General features: G+C 49.3%; 15 protein-coding genes and 1 tRNA gene. 8 read left to right on the top strand and 8 right to left on the bottom strand.

Annotation, left to right across the window (positions count from 1 at the left end; translation table 11 throughout):
- Window positions 1-79: 79 nt before the first annotated feature.
- Complete coding sequence (locus BUA93_RS04785; protein WP_254793854.1) at window positions 80-1,450, top strand: toxin-antitoxin system YwqK family antitoxin; 1,371 nt, start codon at window positions 80-82, stop codon at window positions 1,448-1,450.
- A 53-nt stretch (window positions 1,451-1,503) separates the two neighbouring features.
- On the opposite strand, the gene BUA93_RS04780 is transcribed toward BUA93_RS04785, so the two are convergent.
- A complete protein-coding gene (locus BUA93_RS04780) occupies window positions 1,504-3,468 on the bottom strand; it encodes a carbohydrate-binding domain-containing protein (RefSeq protein ID WP_072977862.1) in 1,965 nt (654 codons plus the stop codon).
- 181 nt (window positions 3,469-3,649) lie between these two features.
- Between BUA93_RS04780 and BUA93_RS04775 the strand changes: the two genes are divergently transcribed.
- From BUA93_RS04775 to BUA93_RS04745, 6 genes are all read left to right on the top strand, one after another.
- Window positions 3,650-4,246 carry a pyridoxamine 5'-phosphate oxidase family protein gene (locus tag BUA93_RS04775; protein ID WP_072977860.1) on the top strand — a complete coding sequence of 199 codons (597 nt, stop codon included), beginning with the start codon at window positions 3,650-3,652 and terminating at the stop codon, window positions 4,244-4,246.
- Between the two features lie 501 nt (window positions 4,247-4,747).
- A complete protein-coding gene (locus BUA93_RS04765; RefSeq protein ID WP_072977856.1) occupies window positions 4,748-5,389 on the top strand; it encodes a GNAT family N-acetyltransferase in 642 nt (213 codons plus the stop codon).
- A 5-nt stretch (window positions 5,390-5,394) separates the two neighbouring features.
- Window positions 5,395-6,417 carry a phenylalanine--tRNA ligase subunit alpha gene (pheS, locus tag BUA93_RS04760; protein ID WP_072801315.1) on the top strand — a complete coding sequence of 341 codons (1,023 nt, stop codon included), beginning with the start codon at window positions 5,395-5,397 and terminating at the stop codon, window positions 6,415-6,417.
- 229 nt (window positions 6,418-6,646) lie between these two features.
- Window positions 6,647-7,714, top strand: coding sequence for an FISUMP domain-containing protein (locus BUA93_RS15870; RefSeq protein ID WP_139257777.1), 1,068 nt, complete (start codon window positions 6,647-6,649; stop codon window positions 7,712-7,714).
- A gap of 126 nt (window positions 7,715-7,840) precedes the next feature.
- On the top strand, window positions 7,841-8,815 hold the full coding sequence (locus BUA93_RS15865) for a type 1 periplasmic-binding domain-containing protein (RefSeq protein ID WP_139257775.1): 975 nt from the start codon (window positions 7,841-7,843) through the stop codon (window positions 8,813-8,815).
- On the top strand, window positions 8,802-10,940 hold the full coding sequence (locus BUA93_RS04745; protein WP_139257773.1) for a C13 family peptidase: 2,139 nt from the start codon (window positions 8,802-8,804) through the stop codon (window positions 10,938-10,940). The genes BUA93_RS15865 and BUA93_RS04745 overlap by 14 nt, the downstream gene beginning before the upstream one ends.
- A gap of 48 nt (window positions 10,941-10,988) precedes the next feature.
- On the opposite strand, the gene BUA93_RS04740 is transcribed toward BUA93_RS04745, so the two are convergent.
- The 6 genes from BUA93_RS04740 to BUA93_RS04715 all read right to left on the bottom strand — a co-directional run bounded on the left by BUA93_RS04740 (window position 10,989) and on the right by BUA93_RS04715 (window position 17,983).
- A complete protein-coding gene (locus BUA93_RS04740; protein ID WP_072977852.1) occupies window positions 10,989-12,359 on the bottom strand; it encodes a sensor domain-containing diguanylate cyclase in 1,371 nt (456 codons plus the stop codon).
- Between the two features lie 121 nt (window positions 12,360-12,480).
- On the bottom strand, window positions 12,481-13,545 hold the full coding sequence (locus BUA93_RS04735; RefSeq protein ID WP_139257771.1) for a PorT family protein: 1,065 nt from the start codon (window positions 13,543-13,545) through the stop codon (window positions 12,481-12,483).
- A gap of 27 nt (window positions 13,546-13,572) precedes the next feature.
- Entirely contained in the window at window positions 13,573-14,559 is a 987-nt protein-coding gene (locus BUA93_RS04730; RefSeq protein ID WP_072977848.1) for a TrmH family RNA methyltransferase, read from the bottom strand.
- 65 nt (window positions 14,560-14,624) lie between these two features.
- On the bottom strand, window positions 14,625-15,200 hold the full coding sequence (locus BUA93_RS04725; protein WP_072977847.1) for a 5-formyltetrahydrofolate cyclo-ligase: 576 nt from the start codon (window positions 15,198-15,200) through the stop codon (window positions 14,625-14,627).
- Between the two features lie 57 nt (window positions 15,201-15,257).
- Window positions 15,258-16,415 carry a ribonuclease D gene (locus BUA93_RS04720; RefSeq protein ID WP_072801320.1) on the bottom strand — a complete coding sequence of 386 codons (1,158 nt, stop codon included), beginning with the start codon at window positions 16,413-16,415 and terminating at the stop codon, window positions 15,258-15,260.
- Window positions 16,416-16,777: 362 nt separating this feature from the next.
- Window positions 16,778-17,983 (bottom strand): FISUMP domain-containing protein, encoded by a 1,206-nt coding sequence (locus BUA93_RS04715; protein ID WP_139257769.1) that lies wholly within the window; start codon window positions 17,981-17,983, stop codon window positions 16,778-16,780.
- A gap of 295 nt (window positions 17,984-18,278) precedes the next feature.
- Here BUA93_RS04715 and BUA93_RS04710 point away from each other — a divergent pair, with 295 nt between their 5' ends.
- Window positions 18,279-19,181: a PD-(D/E)XK nuclease family transposase gene (locus tag BUA93_RS04710; RefSeq protein ID WP_139257767.1), complete on the top strand. Its 903-nt coding sequence runs from the start codon at window positions 18,279-18,281 to the stop codon at window positions 19,179-19,181.
- A gap of 561 nt (window positions 19,182-19,742) precedes the next feature.
- On the opposite strand, the gene BUA93_RS04705 is transcribed toward BUA93_RS04710, so the two are convergent.
- A tRNA-Gly gene (locus BUA93_RS04705) sits at window positions 19,743-19,815 on the bottom strand.
- Between the last annotated feature and the right edge of the window lie 12 nt (window positions 19,816-19,827).

Below are 19,827 nucleotides of genomic sequence, written 5' to 3'. Positions count from 1 at the left end.
TAGAAATTACCTTTTTTCTACTTTACTTGGTATGCGTACAATTCGTTTTTTGCCATTTTTAGGCCTAATTGCCCCCTTTTTGCAACTTGTTTTGGGGTGCACCATCGAACGGGCCGAGGAAAAGGTGCTTGCTGAGCACGCGAACGGGGCTAAAAAGACCTCGATTTGGGTATACCCCGATGGAGAAATCCTAAAAAGAAACGAATGGTATACCGATGGCATCAAGGAACTGGAAATCCCCTATAAGGACGGTGTGCCGCATGGAGACTTTAAGCGTTGGACTGGTTTTGGCGACGTGGCCCTGCTTGGACACTATAAGAAAGGTCTCAAGGACGGCAAGTGGACGGCGCTCTTTAGCGACAAGAAGGTTGAGGCGTATCTTTATTACGAAAACGACCATCCGGTGGGTGACTGGGAAGGTTGGCATTTTAACCGGGAGCGTTCTTTCGAAGAGCATTACAACGATGACGGCCTGGCGGTAGGAATCTGGAAAAAATGGTACGATAACGGAGCCCTGCAACAAGAAGGAAATTGCCACGCCAAGTGGGACCCCAAGCGCGAGATTGCTTCTGCTCCGGCGGGGCGTGCTAAAGTAAAAGGGAAAAATGCCGAGGATCCTGATTCAAGCTATTTGAGACGTTATACGAAAGATTGTCATTTGCTTGAAGAATTTACTTGCAAAAATGGACGGCTGGACGGTGCATTCTCGTTGTATTATGAGAGTTATGGCGAAACGGTTGATTCGGCGAATTGCGGTACCGGGCGCATCCGTGTACAGGGCGTGCTGGGCAAGGGTGCGACCGGCAAGGACAGTGCGCTTATCGGAACGGTGACGTACTTTAGGGCCGATGGCACTCCCATGAAACAGGAGCATTGGAATAAGGACGGCAAACGAGATTCTGTGTGGCGCTGGTTCGATGAACGTGGCAACCTGGTTCGTGAGTGCGACTTGCGTGTGTCGGGAGTGGTCTATGGCGCCTGCGAAGGAAATATGTCCAAGTTCTGCGCCGAGACATCGTATGTGGGCGGCATAAGCGGAGTGCTTGATGGTTCGAACCTGTCGCAGAGTGTGGGTTTTGAACAAAGTATTGGAAAATTCCCGGCGACGATTCGCTACATAAAACCGGGACGTTTGCTGCTCTACGAGGAATATTGGAAGGACGGGCAAATCGCAGAAAGCCGCAGCTTTTTCCCGGACAGTATGGGCGGCAAACTGGCGAGCGAATGTTTCTGGAAGGTAGACCCGAAAGACGGTTTGTCAAAACGCAATGGAATCATGCGTAACTGGTACAAGAGCGGTGTGCTCCGCGACAGCCTCACTTTCGTAAATGGCGAACGTGTGGGCGAACAGTTCAGCTACGACAGTACCGGTAAACTCACGATACATAAAACAGAGGCCGGCAAGAACCGGCCCGTGATTATGCATTTGCTGGGAGAGCAAGCTCCCTAAATATGTAAGGTCCCTGAGCTCGGTTGGTGAGCCTGCCGAACTATGCCGAAGGGCTATCGGTACATGTAGCTTACGCCGTTGGGGAACTTGAGTTCCTGCATTCCAGCCGTATTTACTTGGCTGACCGAATTCACATCGCCACCGTAAAGGATGTAATTGCCTTGGTAGGTGGGCTTGAAAGCGGCCTTGTCGGAGCCGTAGTAGTTGCTACTGTTGTAGGTCTGGCTTGCGCAGCTGGGAGTATCGGTAGAAAAGTTGCCGAATGCGAGGAGTACGCCACCGGTAATCGAGAATCCGTCATCGGTGTCGATGAGGCCACCAGCAAAGTTGTAGGCTCCGCAGTTTCCGCCCTGCTGACCTGGGCCCCAACCCATGCCCATCCCCATTCCCATACCACCCTGGTTCTCGTAGCTCTGGCCGGTAATTTCGAGAATCAGAACACCTCCGGTCATCTTGGCGGTGCCGTTTGCGTCCAAAACGTCGATCATGTCGCCTTTCGCGCTGATGTAGTGGTAGCCTCCGCTAATGGTGATATAGCCACTGCTCTCGCTGAACATGGCCATGGAGCTGCTGTTGTTTTTGGGACCACCACCGCCGTTCCAGCCGTCGTTGGTTGCGAATACGGATGTCACGCCGCCTTCGGCGAAAATCTTGAATGCTTCCATGCCTTCGAAGGCCGTGACGATGTTGATGGTAGAACCTCTCAGGTACAGGGCAGAATCGGCGTGAATACCTTTTTTCTTTGTAGAAATAGTCACGTCGCCGCCGTTCATGTAGACTTGCCAGTTGGTGCGCAAGGCGGAAGAATCAGATTTTACATCGATGGTGCCGCCGTTGATGTAGAGGAATTTTTCAGCGGATATTCCCTTGTTGGAAGATTCGATTTTGATAGTCGAGGGCTCGGTGGAATCGCTAATGTCAATGTAGTTGGCTGCCTTGATACCACTCTTGCGCCCTTTGATGGTAAGGTTACCTCCTGAAATTTTTACGAAGCCCTTGTTTGCCACGGTGTCCTTGAAGCTGCCGTCGGGATTTTCTTCGCATTCGTCGCTTTTAAGGCCGTTGCCATTGTTGGCGGTGATATTCAGCGTGCCGCCCGAGATATGAAGACTGCCCTTGCCCCTGATGCCATCATCGGCTGCGACAATGGTGATGTCACCGTTTTTGATTTTCAGGTCGTTGCTGGATTGGATACCGTTCTTGAAGTTGGCGGTAACGGTCAAGGAGCCTGCGCCCTTGATGTTCAAGTCGTCTCTGGAATAAATGGCTGCCTTCGAAGTGTCCTGTGCTCCGTTGACTTTAGTGAACACGTGATTGCCGTTGCCGTCTTCGACCACATTGGTGGTGCCCTTGACCAAGTGAATTACCGTCTTGTCGGCGTTCTTCACGAGGATGGGGGAATTGGAACTTTTCAGGGTGGCGTTGTAGAGGTAAATGCCGGTGTTGCCTTCGTTGTCGGTACCCGGAGTGTTTACGACCACCTGGAAGTCGGTGGATTCACCGGTTACATAGTAGGCGCCCGGGCAAGTGATTGTTGCGACTTTGTCTGTAACTTCGACACAACCGTTATTGTTTTCGACTGTGGCCGATGTGCCGGAAAGTTTCAAGAGAATTTGTGTGCCGTTCAAGGTGCGCGCGTCATCATTGTCGTTTTCGTCATCGCCAGATTCGTTGCCTGGATTCGGGTTGGGAGGGTTGCCTGGGATAGCGCTGCTGGAACTGAAAATGTCGTTGCCGCCTAGCTCACCGCCGGGAAATTCGCTGCTTGCACTAGAAAGTCCGGAGTCGGGAAGCTGATTACCAGGAACCTGGGTGCCTGAATTTTGGTGGCCCGGATATTCTGTTCCCGAATTTTGGGTGTCAGGAATATCGTTCGTCGGAATCTCATTGCCTGAAATAAGTTCTTCGGGAGAAGTGGCGTAACCTTCGAGATTCGCTACGGCGTTATTCTCGTCGGAACATGCTGCAAACCACAAAGTTGCTGACACCGCGAACACTGGCAACTTGTTCAATTTCATAAACACTCCTTTTTGCTTTTCAACATCCCAAAAAGGTAGACCCCGTCTACAATAATAATTGCAATGGGTGGTAAAGTCAATAAAAGTAAACTTCTTTTTGTGTAAGAGGTGTGTAAATGAGCTTGTCACTCTGCGTTTGATGAAATAAATTAAATTTGAAAAATGATTCTTAGGAGACGATATGCGACGCAAGGATAGAGAAGTTTTAGGCGACGAGAATATCGCGAAGATTATTGAGCAGTGCACGACCTGCCATGTCGCGATGATAGACGATGCAAATGTGGGTATGCCCTACGTGATTCCGATGTCATTCGGGTATAGTTTGATGGATGGTGTACTGGAATTGTATTTCCATTGTGCGCATGTCGGCAAAAAGCTCGACTGCATCCTCAAGAATCCGAACGTGGCGTTCAGCATGTGCGTCGAGAACCGCATCGAGATTCACGAAGATGTTTATTGCAAGAGCGGGCGCTTTTACGCAAGCGTCGTCGGGCAGGGTAAGGCCGAAATCGTCGAGGATAGCGCCGAGAAATGCCGCGGGCTCTCGCTCCTGATGAAACGGCAGGCTGCAAGTGCTGCGCTATCTGCTCATGCTCGGCAACCTTCAGGTTCCGAGCATTCCTCACAATCCGCGGCGTCGTCTGTGCACGCAACAGGTGCGACGCAGCAAATGCACGCCGCGCCGCACAAGTTCGAATTCACGCCCGCACAGGCTGCCGCCGTGACCGTGTTCAAGATAACAAGCACGAACTTCACCGGGAAAGCGAAATCGGAATAGTCGTTCCGCGAAATTCTCGCGCTTTGCGTATTGCCTTTTGCAAAAAATAAAGACGTAAATTGCCGATTGTACCTATAAATTGCTTCAATAATTGTTTTTTATAGGTCGCTTTACAAGATGTTTCAGAATCTTGACCTATAAATGGCCACCAAAATAAGCTTTTATAGGTGCATATTTAGTTTGTATGAATTAAAAATGGCTTTTGAATGTTTTTTTTGTACCTATAAATAACTTTGTATTGTCTGCTTTATAGGTACTTTGATTCCTTGGACTATAGTGTTTTGCGTTTTTGTACCTATAAATTCTCTTTTAAATGTCTTTTTATAGGTGCATACCCCCCTAAAATGGGTATTTTTTTCAAAAAACTTCGCGCATTTAAATTTTTTTTCTTCTCGTGTGCCGAAAAGCGAAAAAATGTTTAGTTTTGCAAATAGACGGAGAAATTGAACCAACCAGAATGGCGGTTTGGGTTGGTGTGCAAGTGCAGGAGGGTATCCCTATATGGCAAATGAACTTGAATTCGGATTACAGACTCGCGAAGAACTCGACGAGGCAGGCTTAATCATGGCCAGGGCGTACGAAGATTATGACTACGTTACGCTCTATTTCCCTGATAGGGAAAAAAGCCGAAAGGGACTGCAGATTTTTATGCAATGCGTCCTAAAAACGTGCTATGGAAAGGCTGATTTGTTGGCGGCGCATCGAGACGGCAAGCTGGTTGCCCGTGCAACATTGGAGGCTCCCGGCTTCAAGAAGCCTTCCGCGTTCCAATACATTATACACGGCTTCTTGCGCGTATACCTTAATACGAAATGGAGCGAAATCAACGGATTCTTAGCTATGGACGATAACGCCAGCAAGCCCTGCCACGATTTTCAGAAATCAGGGCCGGACATCTGGTATCTCAGCATGCTCGAGGTGGACCCGTCTGCGCAGGGGCAGGGAGTCGGCTCGCAGTTTTTAATTTATATGGAAGAGTACGTGCGGGAGCGTGGCGGCAAGCAGTTGGCTCTTTTTACGAATTCCCGGGAAAACCTCGCTTTTTACAGCAAACGCGGCTACGAGGTCTTTCACGAATGCGAAATTGAGCACGACGGCAAAAAAATCGGCAGCTGGAGCATGAAAAAAATTCTACATTTGTAGCCACTATGAGTGAAGCTATAAACAATGTGAAGCAGGCGTTTGACGCAGAACTTGCGCAGACCGACCTTACGAACCAAGAAGCCGTCAACAACCTCCGCGTGAAGTACCTGGGCAAGAAGGGGGCCGTCACCGACCTCATGAAGCAGATGGGGAGCTTGAGCGCCGAGGAACGTCCGGCTTACGGCAAGCTCGTGAACGAACTTAAGGTCGCCGTCTCCGAGGCAATCGACAAGGCTATCGAGACCGCGAACCAGGCCGCCCTCCAGAAGAAGCTGGAAAGCGGCTTTGTAGATACCACGCTCCCGGGTGCAGGCATCCCGGCGGGCTCGACGCACCCGCTTTACGACGTGCGCGAAGAGATTATCGACTTCTTCAGCCAGATGGGTTTCGAAGTGGACTTCGGTCGCGACATCGAAACGGACTGGTACAACTTCGAAGCCTTGAATACGCCGCCCGACCACCCGAGCCGCGACATGCAGGACACGTTCTACGTGGACGACAAGGTGATGCTGCGTACGCACACCTCCGGCACGCAGATCCACTACATGGAAACGCACAAGCCGCCGTTCCGCATGATTGCTCCGGGCCACGTGTTCCGCGTCGACAACGATGCGACCCACGCCCCGATGTTCCAGCAGTGCGAAGGCCTGGTGGTCGACGAGAACATCAGCTTTGCAGACCTCAAAGGTGTGCTGCAGGTGTTCATGAACAAGCTATTCGGAGAAGGCGTCAAGACGCGTTTCCGCCCGAGTTTCTTCCCGTTCACGGAGCCCAGCGCCGAAATGGACGTGAGCTGCGTGTTCTGCGGTGGCAAGGGTTGCCGTCGCTGCAAGGGAACCGGCTGGATGGAAATCGGCGGTTGCGGTTCCGTGGACCCGAACGTGTTCAAGAACTGCGGCATCGATTCCGAGAAGTACACGGGCTTCGCATTCGGCTTCGGTCTCGACCGTATCGCCATGCTGCGCCACGCTATCCCGGAAATCGGCTTGCTGACGAGCAACGACCAGAGATTCCTGAGTCAGTTCTAATTAATTCGGATTTCGGAATTCAGAATTCGGAATTAGAAAAATGAGTCCGATCTCGTGAGAAGTCGAAGACTCAAAAAAATTAAATTACGAACGAGCGGTCCTAAAAGGGCCGCTTTTCTGTATATAGATTATTCCAACTTGGAATGGTCTATTTGTTTTTTTTACGTGATTTTGTAAATAAAAACTATACATTTGAAACAAAGTGTTTCCCCAAAAGAAGGAGAAAATCATGAGCTTTGCAAAAAGTTATAAATTCACGATGATCGCACTTGCTTTGTGTGCGGTCGGTTTCATTGCCTGCTCGGATTCGGACAGTTCTGGTGACGCAAACGGTGAAGACAACGTGCTCTCTATCTGGGTTGGTGATATGCTAGCCAATGGCGATACGCTGATTCTTGGCATGGGTGAAGGTCTTTACGAAATGAGTGTGGAGTCCAGCGGAGAATGGCGTTTTGAAAATGGGACGACTTTCATTGATTCGATTTATCCCGAATCAGGCTCGGGTGATGCGGTTGTAAAAATCCATGTAAAAAAGAATGATTCCGATGAGCGACTTAAGGGAGAATTGCGGGTTGTATACCCTGAGGATACGGATCTGAATACATCAATGGATGTATGGCAGGTGTATAGCGGTGATTATGGAGATAATATGAATGTAGATGATAATACTGTAGTAATGGCATTTCTCGTTTGTGGCATGTTGGGGGGGGCTGGGATTGCTACAGATGATTGTGCGATAAATGCGCTTAATGGTCTTATAGGGGCTGATGAGATGAAAAATCGATTGCTGGATTACCGCGATTGGAGAATTTATAAAACGACGGTAATTAAGTCACAGGTTTGGATGGCTGAAAATCTCAGGTATGATTCGGAAGGAGGTCATACTTATTGTTTCAATGATGATAAAGCAAATTGTCGAAAATACGGCCGACTCTATAACTATTATGCGGCAAAAGCAGCTTGTCCAGACGGCTGGCATTTGCCGAGCAAAGCTGAATGGCTTACTTTAATAAATGAACTTGGGGGTGAAGCCGCTGCTGGCAAGGCGCTCAAATCTACCTCTGGATGGAAGAGCGAAGGTAACGGGGATGATGACTACAAATTCTCTGCGTTACCCGTAGGTTACTCGATTAAAGATACTTATTATGGCATGGACGAAGAAACTCAGTTTTGGGCATCGACAAGTTATGGAGGCAATACCTTTTACTTAGTTTCCCTAAATTTCGATAATGATTCGGCTGCAGTGCGTCCTAGGGCTGCTCGCTATGGACTCAGTGTTCGTTGTCTAAAGGATTAGTTTTTCAGAACAACAAAAATATTCCCTCGTTTGAGGGAATTTTTTATCATTAAAGTAATGATGTTAAGGCTGTTTTTTGGATTCTTTTTGTTGCTTTCGTTGTATGCCTGTTCCAATAGCGAGTCTGTGGGTGCTTCTGAAAATAATTCAGGAATTGCAAATATCACCTTGATTGCAAGTATCAACGGCATTGGCGATAACAGCTATAATGACCAAATATTGGCAGGACTATTCCGGTTTAATGAAGATAGCGAAGTACCTTTCCGCTTGGTGCAGCCGGAATCTATGGACGAGGCCGATTCACTTGTACAGGCGTGGCTCAAGGAAAATGTCGACACCGATTCATCGATGCTGATTTTGGCTTCTTCCGAATATGTGGGGCTAGCGCGAAAACTTGATATTCGCTTTACGGGGATAGGCAACAAAGTTTTGTTGTTTGAGGCCGATACGGCGGGACTTCCACAAGGCGTCAATGCTTTCTCGATAGAGCGTTACGGAGCGAGTTACTTGTCGGGGGCGATTCTGGGCATAAACCCCTGCATGATTTTGGCGGCGGCACCCGGCTTTGCGAGCCTAGAAACATCGATTGATGGCTTTAGGAAGGGCTACGATGCGCATAAGACGATAGCAGATACTCTGGGAGTGGATTATCTTACCTATAATGAAAATGATGAAACGGCTTTTAACAACATTGAATTTGCCTACGTGGCCACTTTTTCGATAACGAATTATATTCTAGATGCGGATAGACCTTCGGCTATTTTTCCTTTGTTGGGGGGTGCTATCAAGGGCGTGCGTCGGGCCTTGATCGATTATCCGAATACGGGACACTTTATGATTGGGATGGATGTTGACCAGAGCGGCGTGTTGCCGAAGGTGCCGTTTACTCTAGTCATTGACATTAAGGGGATTGTTGTTCGCTACTTGGAAGAATGGGCTTTGGGTAAGGATTGGCCTCGGTTCCGCTCTTTGGGCTTGGGGGATGCTGCCGCATCGATTGTGTTTAATAAGAATTTTGGCGATACGAAAGAGTTCGAAGACCGCTATGAAAAGTATTATGACGAGGCGGTTCGCGAGGAGGCTCGCCATGCCAAGAAATAGTCTACTTTCCTTGTTGTTTATCGCGATTCTTTGTCTTTGTGCGTGCTCCGACAATACGTCTTCTGCAAATTCCGATGCGAAAACGCACAAGTACAAGGTCGCTGTCATGGCAAAGACCTCTGAAATGCCTCGCTGGAAACGCAGTGCCGAATGGGCTTTGGAAAATATGGAAAAAGCTCAGGACGGGCTAGGTCAAAAGGTAAAACTGCAACTGGAATTTAAAAACCAGGATGACGCCGATATTGACGAGTATATGGAAAAGGTGGCTCACGATACGGACTATGTGGCTGTTGTGGGGCCTACTCAATCGGACAAGGCGTACCGTATGGCGGAGCTTTTGCAGAAAAGTGAGAAGCCGATTCTTTCGCCCAAGGCGTCGAATGTGGAATACCAGCGTTTTTTTGCCAACATGCCGAACTTGTGGAACTTGGTTGAAAACGACTTTATGCTGATAGAATCAGCTTTCTCGCATTTGGCTAGTTCTTTTGCGGCTATTTTTAAGAATGAACTGGAACTTACTCTTTTGGCTCCGTCGAGTGAATTGAATGGTGGACTCGTAAGTTCTTATGTCGACTGGATCGGCTTTATGGCCGAAGAATTCGGACTTAAAATTGACAGAATCTTTTTGTACAATGACGAAGCCGAACTGCGGATGCTTACGCAGACTTATTTGGAACGTAAGAAACCGTATAGTGTTTTGTTGTTTGAACCCTATGATGACAAAATGGCCTTAGCCTTTGATGATGAATTGTATCAACAGGATGTCGCTTCTCAAGGTGGCATCCGAGTGGTGTGTTCCAGTAATTTCGTTTCGGATTCTATCGTAAAAAATCTTCATTACGATTTTTACCGTGGCTTTGATTTGTATGCAAGACCCGAGTCCGGGTTTGCGCAAGCTTACCATGAACATTTTGGCGAAGACATTCTCAATGGCGAAGCGCATTTCGTAGATGCTCTGTATATTTTGGCGTATGCTGCGACTTATTCCGTTTCGTCGGGCTTGGAATTGAATGAATCGATTAGAGCTGTGCTCGGAGGAAGGGACGGTACCGGCGGCGATTGGATGATTGCCGGAATGCATGAAAATTTCATGTCGTTGCAGAATGGACGCTTGCCTGATCTGACGGGGGTGTCAAGTTCTTGGACTTTCCAGGATAGGGACAACAGTGTGAGCGGTTCAGTGTATCGCGGGTGGAATATTGCTGACCATAAATATGTCACGAACGATTTTACCAGCAACGACGATTCGAAGCATTCAATAAATCCAGAAGAAAATTGGTTGGACTTTTTCAAGGCCGATGTGGATACGAGCTTTTTCGAATATGCAGACTCGAATATTTCTTATAATGACGTTTCGAAACATTGGGCGCTTTTGGTTGCAGCCTCATCGGGCTGGGCAAATTACCGCTTTCAGGCGGACATCTTTGCCATTTACCAGAAACTCAAGAAGATGGGTTACGACGATGACCATATTATCGTGATTGCCGAAGATGACCTTGCAAATCATCGTCGTAACTTGTATCCGGGAGAACTCTTTATCCGTTTGGATGGAGACAACGTCTATGAAAAGGGTGTGGTTGATTACAAATTAAGTTACGTAACGGCGTCTGACCTAGGAAATATATTAAGGGGGAATTCAAGTGATAAGTTGTCAAAGGTCCTCCGTGCAAAGTCGACCGACAATGTTTTTGTCTTTTGGAGTGGTCATGGGATGCCGGGATACCTGAATTTTGGAAATGACAAAATCAGTTACGAACAGATTATTTCGCTGATAAAACAAATTCCGCACCGCAAGGTGCTGGTTGCCGTGGAGGCCTGCTATAGTGGTGGACTTGGTGAAACTGCGGAAAAGGCGGATATTCCTGGTATCGTTTTTCTAACAGCGGCGTCGCCTTATGAAACGAGTAAGGCGGATGAACGAAACGAAGAAATGGGCGTATACTTGACGAACCGTTTTACTCGAGGTTTTACGGAACTGCTTGATGAGACTCCCGACGCAACGCTGAGGGACATGTATGTCGAAATTGCAAGTAAAATTTCAGGTTCGCATGTGCAACTGTACAACGTAAAAAATTACGGGAATATCTACAAAGAAACGATGAGTGAGTTCTTTGTGGTGAAGTGAAAATGTTATGCCCGATTTAGTCGGGCATCTCCCGAGCTTGTAAAAACGCTATCGGTATTTTTCCTCAGGGTGTGCTTCGTAGTAGGCATTTTTGTCTGCGTACATGCGTTCGTCGGCGGTGTGCATTGCCTTGCGAACATCCTTTCCTCCGTAGCACGATCCAATCGAGAAGTGAATGTCGTTTGCTTTTGCAACCTTATGAACTTGTTCGATTCGCTTTTGCAGCTCGGCTTCAGAAATTTTCGGAACCATCGCCATGAATTCGTCGCCGCCTGCGCGGAACACTTCGCCGTCATGGAGAACTTCTTGCAGGATTTTCGCTGCCGTGCGGAGCATCTTGTCGCCGGCGTTGTGGCCCTGTTCGTCGTTCACGCGCTTGAGCCCGTTCAGGTCAATAAAGAATACGGCGTCTGGCGTGGGGAGTTTGCCGCTCACAATCTGGTCTACGCGGTTGTTCATCATATTCCTGTTCTTGATGCCCGTGAGCGAGTCAATGGAACTCATAATTTCGAGTTTAATCAGAAGCAGGTGGTTAGCAATTTCGGAGGCCAGGAAATAGGTTGTCAGTTCAAGCGTCTTTTTAATCTTGATGGTGCTTTCGGCGTCGAAGTTGATTGCCCACATGTAGCCGAGTACCCTATTGTCGAACCGTAACGGAAATAGCACGATTGTCTTGACCATCGCTCCCACAAGCGATTCTGCCCAGATGGGGTTTTGCTCATGCAGGTGCTCCATATCGTGTTGGTCTTTGATGATAATGCAGGTGCTTCCGCCAAGAGTTTCGGCCCAGGTTTCCGTGATTTCATAGAAACCATCTAGGTAGGTGGACATGGGGAGAAGTTTTGTTTCTTTGCTGAGGGCGTCTCCAAGGACCTCGCAGGTGCGGGAATCGGGATCGGTCAGCAAAATGCAGCAGTGTTCGGAACCGCAAAGACTGCGAATATCTTCAATGACTTCTTGGAAGGTCTTCTTGATGTCGATCGAGCTGCGGAGCTTGACGCAGGCTTTTAGCACTTCGGAGGCCACGTCGCCAGAAAGGTCGACCATCGCTGCGGAGTCCACCTTTGGAGAAACGTCGTAAACGTAAATGCAGTAGCCGGTGTTCGGCTTGTCCGATTCGATCGGAATCAGGAACATGTTCAACCAGAGGCCCATGGTGTAAAGTTCCACGTAGGCGTGCTGAGGTCTGCCGCTGCGTGTGCAGCGAAAACAGTAGTCCTCGAAATTTCGATTCTTTGGAAAACAGGCCTCGTAAGGAGTGTTGGGGACAAAAGGGTGGCCGATGGCGGTCATGTCGTCGTAGTGCGCCTTGTTTCCCTCGAGAATGCGGATGTTCCCGTATGTTTCGTCTTCGTAGAAATCGATGGAGACGATGCACGCCTTGGCCTTATATTTTGACAACAGAGAGCTGAAATCCATATTTTTCCCTTCTTAAGAAGAAAGATATACCAATTTGATATGAAAAGTAAGTGAATAGCAAAAAAAAACACCCCCTACAGGGTGCATTTATAGTCCAAGTTGGAATATTTGTCTTAATGGTCTACCAAACTCCGCCGAAAACGGTGAAGGATAGGTTGATGGACCAGCTACGGGCTGTGGAGGCTTCGCGGTAAGTTCCGTATTTCTTATTCAGTTGAATGGCATCCTGTTCTTCCAGGTTTGTCTGGTCGACAATGACACGGAATGCTAATTCGACGGGAACTGGTGATACCTTGGTCCCTCCTGTCAGGGTTGTCGTTTCGCTCATGGCGACCGTGGAGTAGCCGAATCCGAAAACGAGGGAGTAGCCGGCGGTTTCGCAATCCCATCCTCCTATGTCTTCTCGATAAGAGTCGTTTTTCTTGTTTTCGTCATCATCTGTAGAAATGCTCCAGTCGGTATCTTCGGACAATGATCTGGAACCATATACATTCAGGCGTAAACTGGGACCTGCTTCTAGGAAGAAGTTTCTCGTCGGGTAGACTCTTAACAGCAGGGGAAAATCGAATCCGATTAACAGGAAGTCTTCGTCAAGAGCTTCGCATTTGGTCTTTCCGAATTTCTGAACATCGATGCAGTAGTCGTCCGATTCTCGTGAGTAGTAGGAAAGTCGGAAATCTGCTTCGAGATAGAGTCCTGCATACTTAATCGGTCTGTACATCCCCGCTAGACCTAAGTCAAAGGTGAAGCCTATTGTACCCTTGAATGGGTCTGCATAATTTTCGCTTTTGGAACCGGGGGTGTAGCGTCCCTTGACCTTTTCGCTGTTGTATATGCCTGCAAGTCCAAAGGAAATGTGGAACCCCGCGAAAAGGGAACTGCTTTCCATTCGATTCCACACAACATTTTTCAGTGAATCTTCCTTGGCGCGTTCGGCGGCAATGCTGTCTTTTATCGCGGCCTCTCGTTTGGCGATACTGTCAGGGATTGCCGGAGGAACAGCATTGTACTGGACGTAGGTCCCGTACATAACAGGAGAATTGTTTTGCTGCTGTACGGGGTACGCCTGCGGAGGCATCTGCTGTTGCGGTGCAGGGTACGCTTGCGGAGGCATCTGCTGCGGATTTGCGTCGGGTTGAGCAAATACTAGCGAGCATGCAAATAGAAGTAATGATCGGGTTCGCATAGAAAGCCTCCTTGTGAAACGGCAAGCTTACTTGATGCGTAGTCTTGCGTATTCGTACAGGCCGAGCGAAAGGGCTACCGAGGCGTTGTAGGAATGCGCTTCGGGCATCATCGGAATGCGGAGCACGGCGTCGCACTGTTTGCGGATAAAGGGCGGGAGGCCCACGTCTTCGCCACCGACGGCGATGACCGCCTGGTCGCTGAATTCAAAGCCGGCGAGGTTCGTCTCGGTGTCGGCATCGAGGCCCAGAATCTGGTAGCCCGCGAGCTTGAGTTCGCCGACGGCGGCTTCCAGGTTGTTCGGACGGCAAATTTTCATCTTGTCGAGCGCGCCTGCGGCAGAGCGGGCGACAGCCGGCGTAATGCCGCACATGCCCTTGGCCGGGAGCATCAAAAGGTCTACACCCAAGGCGAGTGCACTACGGATGCAGGCGCCCAGGTTGCGCGGGTCTTCGATGTTGGTGCCCACGGCAATCAGCTTGCGTTCGCCTTTTTGCTTGGCGGCAAAGTATTCTTCGCGGATATCTTCCCAAACCAGGAGTTCCTTTTCGTTGAGCAGGGCGACCACGCCGTGGTGCTGCGTCGTGTAGGTGTTCAGAACTTTGGAATCCACCTGCTGTACGTGTACATGGGCGCGCTTCGCGAGCTTTTGCAACTCATAGAGCTTGGGGTTGCCCGACTGGTGCATAAAGAGCACGCGGTGCACCTGCATGGGGCTACGTTCCAGAAGGTCGGTCACTTCGCGGATGCCGCCGATCGCGGTTTGCGGAGCGCCATCGGGGTCGCCGAAACTCACGCGGCGGTCGCCATCGGTCTTGCGGCGTGTGAAACCTTCGCGGTCCTTGTTGAATCGCGGACGTTCGCTGTTAAAACTTTCGCGCGGCTTGTTGAAATCGCGGCGGCGGAAATCCTCGAATCCTTCGCGGTGTTCGCGGGAATCGTCACGCGGTTCGCGGTCCTTGAAGTTGTTGCGGATAATGCCGAACTCAGTTTCTTTGTTCTTGTCGAAAGCCATGTTTCTTCCTTTTAAAAATTTTCCTTGGATTGCTTCGCACTGCGTGCTCGCAATGACGTTTTGTCTTAGGGTTTTTCCCTACAAATGATAATCTGGTCCATCTTGATGTCGGTCAGCTTTTGCACGAGCGGCTCCACGCTAATCTGCTTTGGCGTTGCAATGCCTGCCTTGTGGGCGTTCGGGTGCTTTGCCAAAAAGCGGTCGTAGTAACCCTTGCCGTGCCCGCAGCGTTCGCCGGTCAAGTTGAATTTGGTGCCGGGAACCAGGAACACGGTGAAGTCGCCCTCGTAAGCGGGAATGTCGCCGCGGGGTTCCATGATGCCGAACTTGCCCTTGACCAAATCTTTCTTGAGGCTTTGCACGTGGCAGAACTCCATGGTCGTGGGGCCCGTGCAGCGGGGGAGCAGCAGACGGTCTTCGTCGGCAAGCTGCTCGATAATCGGCATAATGTTCGGTTCGCCCGTGAGCGGGTAGAACGCCGCCACCTTGCGCGATTCCCTGTAACCCTTGATGGCGTGGACTTCTTCCCACGGGTTTCCGATGAGTTCTTCGCCGTCGCGTTTTTTGCGCAACATCTCGAAAAGCGGCCGGGAGCCGAAAATCAAAAGGAGTAAGGCAGAAACGAGAAGTACAGATTCCATAATGATGCCTGCGGGGGTTTTGTCCAGTAGCGGGCGGTTAAGGTGAGTCGTAAAAATTTAGTCGGGGTCGCCTACGCGCTTTGCGTTGGGCAGGTTCTGTTGCAAAATTTCGGTCCACAGGGCGCGCTGCCAGTTCATGAGGTGCGCCTCTTCGTAGCGGGCCTCCCAGGGCATGTCACCCGGAGCGGCTAGCCAAATGAGCTGCGCCTTGTTGGCCAAGAGCGACGGGTCGAGTTCCAGTTCTTCGGCTTTAAGGTCGCGCCAGGTCTTGAGCACCGAAAGCAGGTCGGAGTTCGGCACCACCGGCGGGGGCGGGGCCTTGGGGAGTCTTTCGGGCCAGTCCGATTGCGGCACGGCCACGGCCGTCTGCAGCATGTTCACGAATGAATCCAGACGCTCGTCGCGGAAATTGCGGGGGAGCTTCGGCAACTTTTCCAAGTCCACGGTCGGGAAATTCGCCTCGCTGCGGCGTGCGATGGCGAGCATGAGCTCCACCGGCATCACCTTGTAGGGCGGGCGGTCCAGTTCCTGGGCCTGGTTTTCGCGCCATTCCCAGAGGAACTTGAGCACGTTCAGGGCGCACGGCGAAAGCGGTGCAGAACCCGTGACGCGCCAGGGGTCCTTTCTCTGCGGAGCGGGGTGCTTGGCGTGTTCGATTAAGGCATCGCACTGTTCGGTAAGCCAGCTCATGCGGCCAGCCTCTTGCAGTTTTTCCACGAGAATCGCGCAGAGTTCGTGCAGGTAGAACGTGTCGTGGATGGCGTATTCGCACATTTCGAGCGGCAGCGGTCGCGTCGTCCAGTCGGCACGCTGGTTTTCTTTCTTGAGTTCGTCACCGAAGTATTCGCGGACCAAGTCCGCAAGGCCCAGGTGATCTTCGCCCAGAATCTTTGCCGCGAGCATGGTGTCAAAAATCTGCTTCGGCGAGAATCCGTAAGTCTGCCACAGCAGTCGCAAGTCGTAGTCGGCGCCGTGGAAAATGAGCGTCTGCATGGCGCGGGCCTTGAACAAAGGGGCAAGGTCAAGCCCACACAGCGGGTCCACAATGTAGTGGTGCTCGCCGATGGTAATCTGGATCAGGCAAAGACGGGTGGTATAATGGTACATGGAATCCGCCTCGGTATCGACGGCGGCCATTTCGTACAGCTCCAAATCCGCGAGCAAATTCGCGAGCGATTCTTCGCTATCTACCAGGATGTATTTTTCGTCTTGCATCGGTAGGGTGAAATGTAATAAAATTTTTGGGTGAAGGGGGAAGGCTCCCCCTGCTTGCAGCCTTGCCTTGTTGTCACCCTGGAGCGCAGCAAGAGGGTCCAAGGCAAGTCTTCCAGCACCCCCTCGCCTAAGGGGCTCTGCCCCCTAAAACCCCCGGCACCTCCTTTCCCAGCCCGCGTCATGCCGATGGAAATCGGCATCAGCTTTTCATGTCCGAAAAAAAACGCTCCGGCTCAGCCTGCTCCGCACGCGGACAAATTACGGCCTTCGGCCTTTACTGTCCGCTTAGCGGCCAGGCATTCGCCGTCGCTTTTCTCAAAGCCCTGTTTTTTGTTTAAAATTTTTAAAGGAAGAAATCTAGCTCACCTAGATTCCGACAAATAATTCTTTACGCAGCGGACGGGAAGGCCAAAGTTTTTATCATGAATCCTATCATACATAAAATATGAATAACGGTAATCAACCAATCCATTCGCTCCACCTTCTGATTCCTCAGACGGCAACCAATAATTGCAAGCATCTCCAATATCTTCATACACAGCATTAAGTTCAGGATGCGAAACTAGTTTCCCTCCCCCACGCAAAGCAGAAAAGCCACTTTCATTGCCTCCATACGAAGCTTTTGATATCGCACGAGATGCAGACTCATCTCCATGAATCAAAGCTCTCCATTCGGTTTCGTTCATCACATGCCATCCCTCAGGGCATATTCCCTGTATTTGGAGATCGCTCCATTCAGCCTCATAAACAATTCCTGGAGCAATTGAATCAGGACAATTTTGCGTCGTACCCGTCCATACACTATCGCATGCCTTCGGGAGTCCCATTGCCTCGCTCCAGGAGTACAATCCACCAAAATAGTGTTCGCAAAACCAAGGGTCATCATCATAACAGTATTTTTCGACTTTGTCATCGTCAAAAACAGAGGTTCCCAATTTTATTTGTGATCCGTAGTTCAGATTCTGAGCAAAAGCCTCAAATTCTGGCACACTAACATATCCCGTTTTTATAACGATGGTCCTATACTTCTGTCCATCACGCGGATCCTCGAAAGTTCCATATTCCATCTTTTTATTAAATACACTGTCTTCTTTAAATAATTCCTTGAATGTATAGACTTTTTCTGAAGAACTTGAATACACAACCAATTCATAAACGCCATTTACACATTGATATATTTCCCATACATCTGTTGTCTTATTTTTTTTCTCAACAATTTTTCCTTCTTCAGAGCAAGTCCACGCCTTACTTGACGAAGATTTTGCATTCGAGCTACTGCTAGATTGTACCGTTATTGCGGAACTAGAATTTTTCTGCGAGCCATTCGAATCAGGCTTCAAAGACGAAGAAGAACCATTCTCCCAACCATTCTCGCCGACACTCGAACTGGAACCAAGGTCCTCATTGCTACTCAACGAGATTTCACCGACTGAATCAGGAGCGGAGCTACCAGACTCATCGCCACACGCAATGAAAATACACGCAAAGACAAGCGCAAATACTAACCGACCAAAAATGGATTGTTTCGCCCTTACAGGGCTCGCAATGACGTTTGTAAAAATCTTCACAGAAGACCTCCGGTAACCTCAAAAATAAACTCGCAAACAAATATAAAAATAAGTTGTTCGGCTAGATTTTGGCGTTAGCCAAATCGAATTCTTGTGGCAATTTAATCTATACTTCTAGCAGATTTCGACCGATTTTATGGATTTCGTTACTAAATCTATTTTTGTTTTGTAAAAAGAAATAAATTTTTCGAAAAAATGTCGGTGAGCGTTCAAAAAATGCGTGTATAGTATAGACAGAGGCATTTCTTTCTGCCGCTTTGCGGAATTTCCCGTGAAGAAACTACAAAAGGCAATAATGACTAGAGAAGAATTTGCCGTTTTTCAGCATAAACTGAAAAATGCGGATGATAACGGACTTGACCTTGACGCAATCGTCAAGGAATACGAACATCGGAATGTTTATTTCTACAATGATGGGTGCATCAAGAAGATTCTCGCAAGCGAGAAGAACTTGATGCTCACAACGGATCTCATCAATGCGGCGCTGAACCTTGTCGGTTCGGACCGTATTGAGAATCCGAAGCTTGTAAACCCCTATATTCCTGGCGAAATGGGTTACCGTAGTATTGAACCCGATTTGCTGCTGACTAACGACCGCGGCGAAAATATTCCGCGCGACCGCATCTCTGTTGACGTTCAGCACGAAAATAACGATTTTCTGTTCAACGACCGTTTGGTTCTTTATGTGGCTCGCCTTACGAGCAGCATGGAAAAGGTTGGAAAGTTTACGCGCCTGGAAAACCTGCATGTGGTCAGTTTCCAGTTTTTCGATGCGTTCAAGGAATCCCCGAATTATCGTCATAAGGTGCAGCTCCGCAATCAGGAGCAGCGTGTATATTTTGAACGGCAGACGGTGACTCTCATCGAAGTGAACAAGTTCCTCAAGCAGAAGGAAAAGTTCGAAGGCGACAACAGCCGCATCGCACAGTGGCTCCGTGCCATCGATACGCTCAACCGTGAAGCCGATTTTAGCGAGTTTGCTACCGACCCCGTGTTCAAGGTCTTGCAAAACGAGGTGAAATTGTGTAATTTTAGTGCTAGATATATGCGTTGCGAATTGATGAAAGACTTTGATGAAGCTTGGCTGAAGCATCGAACAGCCTGCGAAATCGCGAAGAAAATGCGCGATAAGGGTGTAGATATTTCCATTATAAAGGAAACGACTAATCTTTCCGAAAAAGAAATTCGCGAACTCTAATTGCTCCCAAAAATGCTTTGCTAGGCGGTCTGATGACCGCCTTTTTGCTGTATAACACGTATGTATTTCAACTCAGCAAAGCCTTCGAGACAAATTATTTTTGACCCGTTAACATTCAAATAAATGCGAGCCTAGCTTTAAACTAGGCTTTTTAGTTGTCAAAGGGATTGCGGCTGCGCCAGTCTCCGCTACGCGGCTGGCTTGCCTCAAGCTCATAATTTGCCTCTTCGCACTTCGTGCATGAGCCAAATTATGCCGCACCCTCTCCCCCAAGGGGTCTCGGGTCCGACCCATTATCATTCGAATACAAAAAAGGCCTAGCTTTATGCTAGGCTTCTTTTGTATTCGAGCGGGAAAAGGGATTGATTCGTCGCTAGTCTCCGGTCTGCGACCGGCTAGCTCCTCACCCTGACGGGCTTATCGCTGCGCTCAAAGTCCTAAATTCTTTCCACGGGCTAGCGCCCACAAAAGAATTTAGTCGGCCCCTCTTCGAGTGTCCGTGTCCATCGCCTACTTGTAAAAACAAAAGAACCACCTGTTAGGTGGTTCTTTCGTTTTTAGAGCGGGAAAAGGGACTCGGACCCTCGACCCCGACCTTGGCAAGGTCGTGCTCTACCAACTGAGCTATTCCCGCGGGGTTGCTCAA

It is taken from the genome of Fibrobacter sp. UWH4, assembly GCF_900142475.1.
In the GTDB taxonomy this organism is placed as follows: domain Bacteria; phylum Fibrobacterota; class Fibrobacteria; order Fibrobacterales; family Fibrobacteraceae; genus Fibrobacter.
This window is presented reverse-complemented; position numbering and strand designations above follow the sequence as displayed.

What these genes read in the sequence shown, in the direction of transcription:
- BUA93_RS04780 (WP_072977862.1), bottom strand. Translation starts at nt 3,468, where the DNA reads ATGAAATTGAACAAGTTGCCAGTGTTCGCGGTGTCAGCAACTTTGTGG.
- BUA93_RS04775 (WP_072977860.1), top strand. Translation starts at nt 3,650, where the DNA reads ATGCGACGCAAGGATAGAGAAGTTTTAGGCGACGAGAATATCGCGAAG.
- BUA93_RS04765 (WP_072977856.1), top strand. Translation starts at nt 4,748, where the DNA reads ATGGCAAATGAACTTGAATTCGGATTACAGACTCGCGAAGAACTCGAC.
- pheS (WP_072801315.1), top strand. Translation starts at nt 5,395, where the DNA reads ATGAGTGAAGCTATAAACAATGTGAAGCAGGCGTTTGACGCAGAACTT.
- BUA93_RS15870 (WP_139257777.1), top strand. Translation starts at nt 6,647, where the DNA reads ATGAGCTTTGCAAAAAGTTATAAATTCACGATGATCGCACTTGCTTTG.
- BUA93_RS04745 (WP_139257773.1), top strand. Translation starts at nt 8,802, where the DNA reads ATGCCAAGAAATAGTCTACTTTCCTTGTTGTTTATCGCGATTCTTTGT.
- BUA93_RS04740 (WP_072977852.1), bottom strand. Translation starts at nt 12,359, where the DNA reads ATGGATTTCAGCTCTCTGTTGTCAAAATATAAGGCCAAGGCGTGCATC.
- BUA93_RS04735 (WP_139257771.1), bottom strand. Translation starts at nt 13,545, where the DNA reads ATGCGAACCCGATCATTACTTCTATTTGCATGCTCGCTAGTATTTGCT.
- BUA93_RS04730 (WP_072977848.1), bottom strand. Translation starts at nt 14,559, where the DNA reads ATGGCTTTCGACAAGAACAAAGAAACTGAGTTCGGCATTATCCGCAAC.
- BUA93_RS04725 (WP_072977847.1), bottom strand. Translation starts at nt 15,200, where the DNA reads ATGGAATCTGTACTTCTCGTTTCTGCCTTACTCCTTTTGATTTTCGGC.
- BUA93_RS04720 (WP_072801320.1), bottom strand. Translation starts at nt 16,415, where the DNA reads ATGCAAGACGAAAAATACATCCTGGTAGATAGCGAAGAATCGCTCGCG.
- BUA93_RS04710 (WP_139257767.1), top strand. Translation starts at nt 18,279, where the DNA reads ATGACTAGAGAAGAATTTGCCGTTTTTCAGCATAAACTGAAAAATGCG.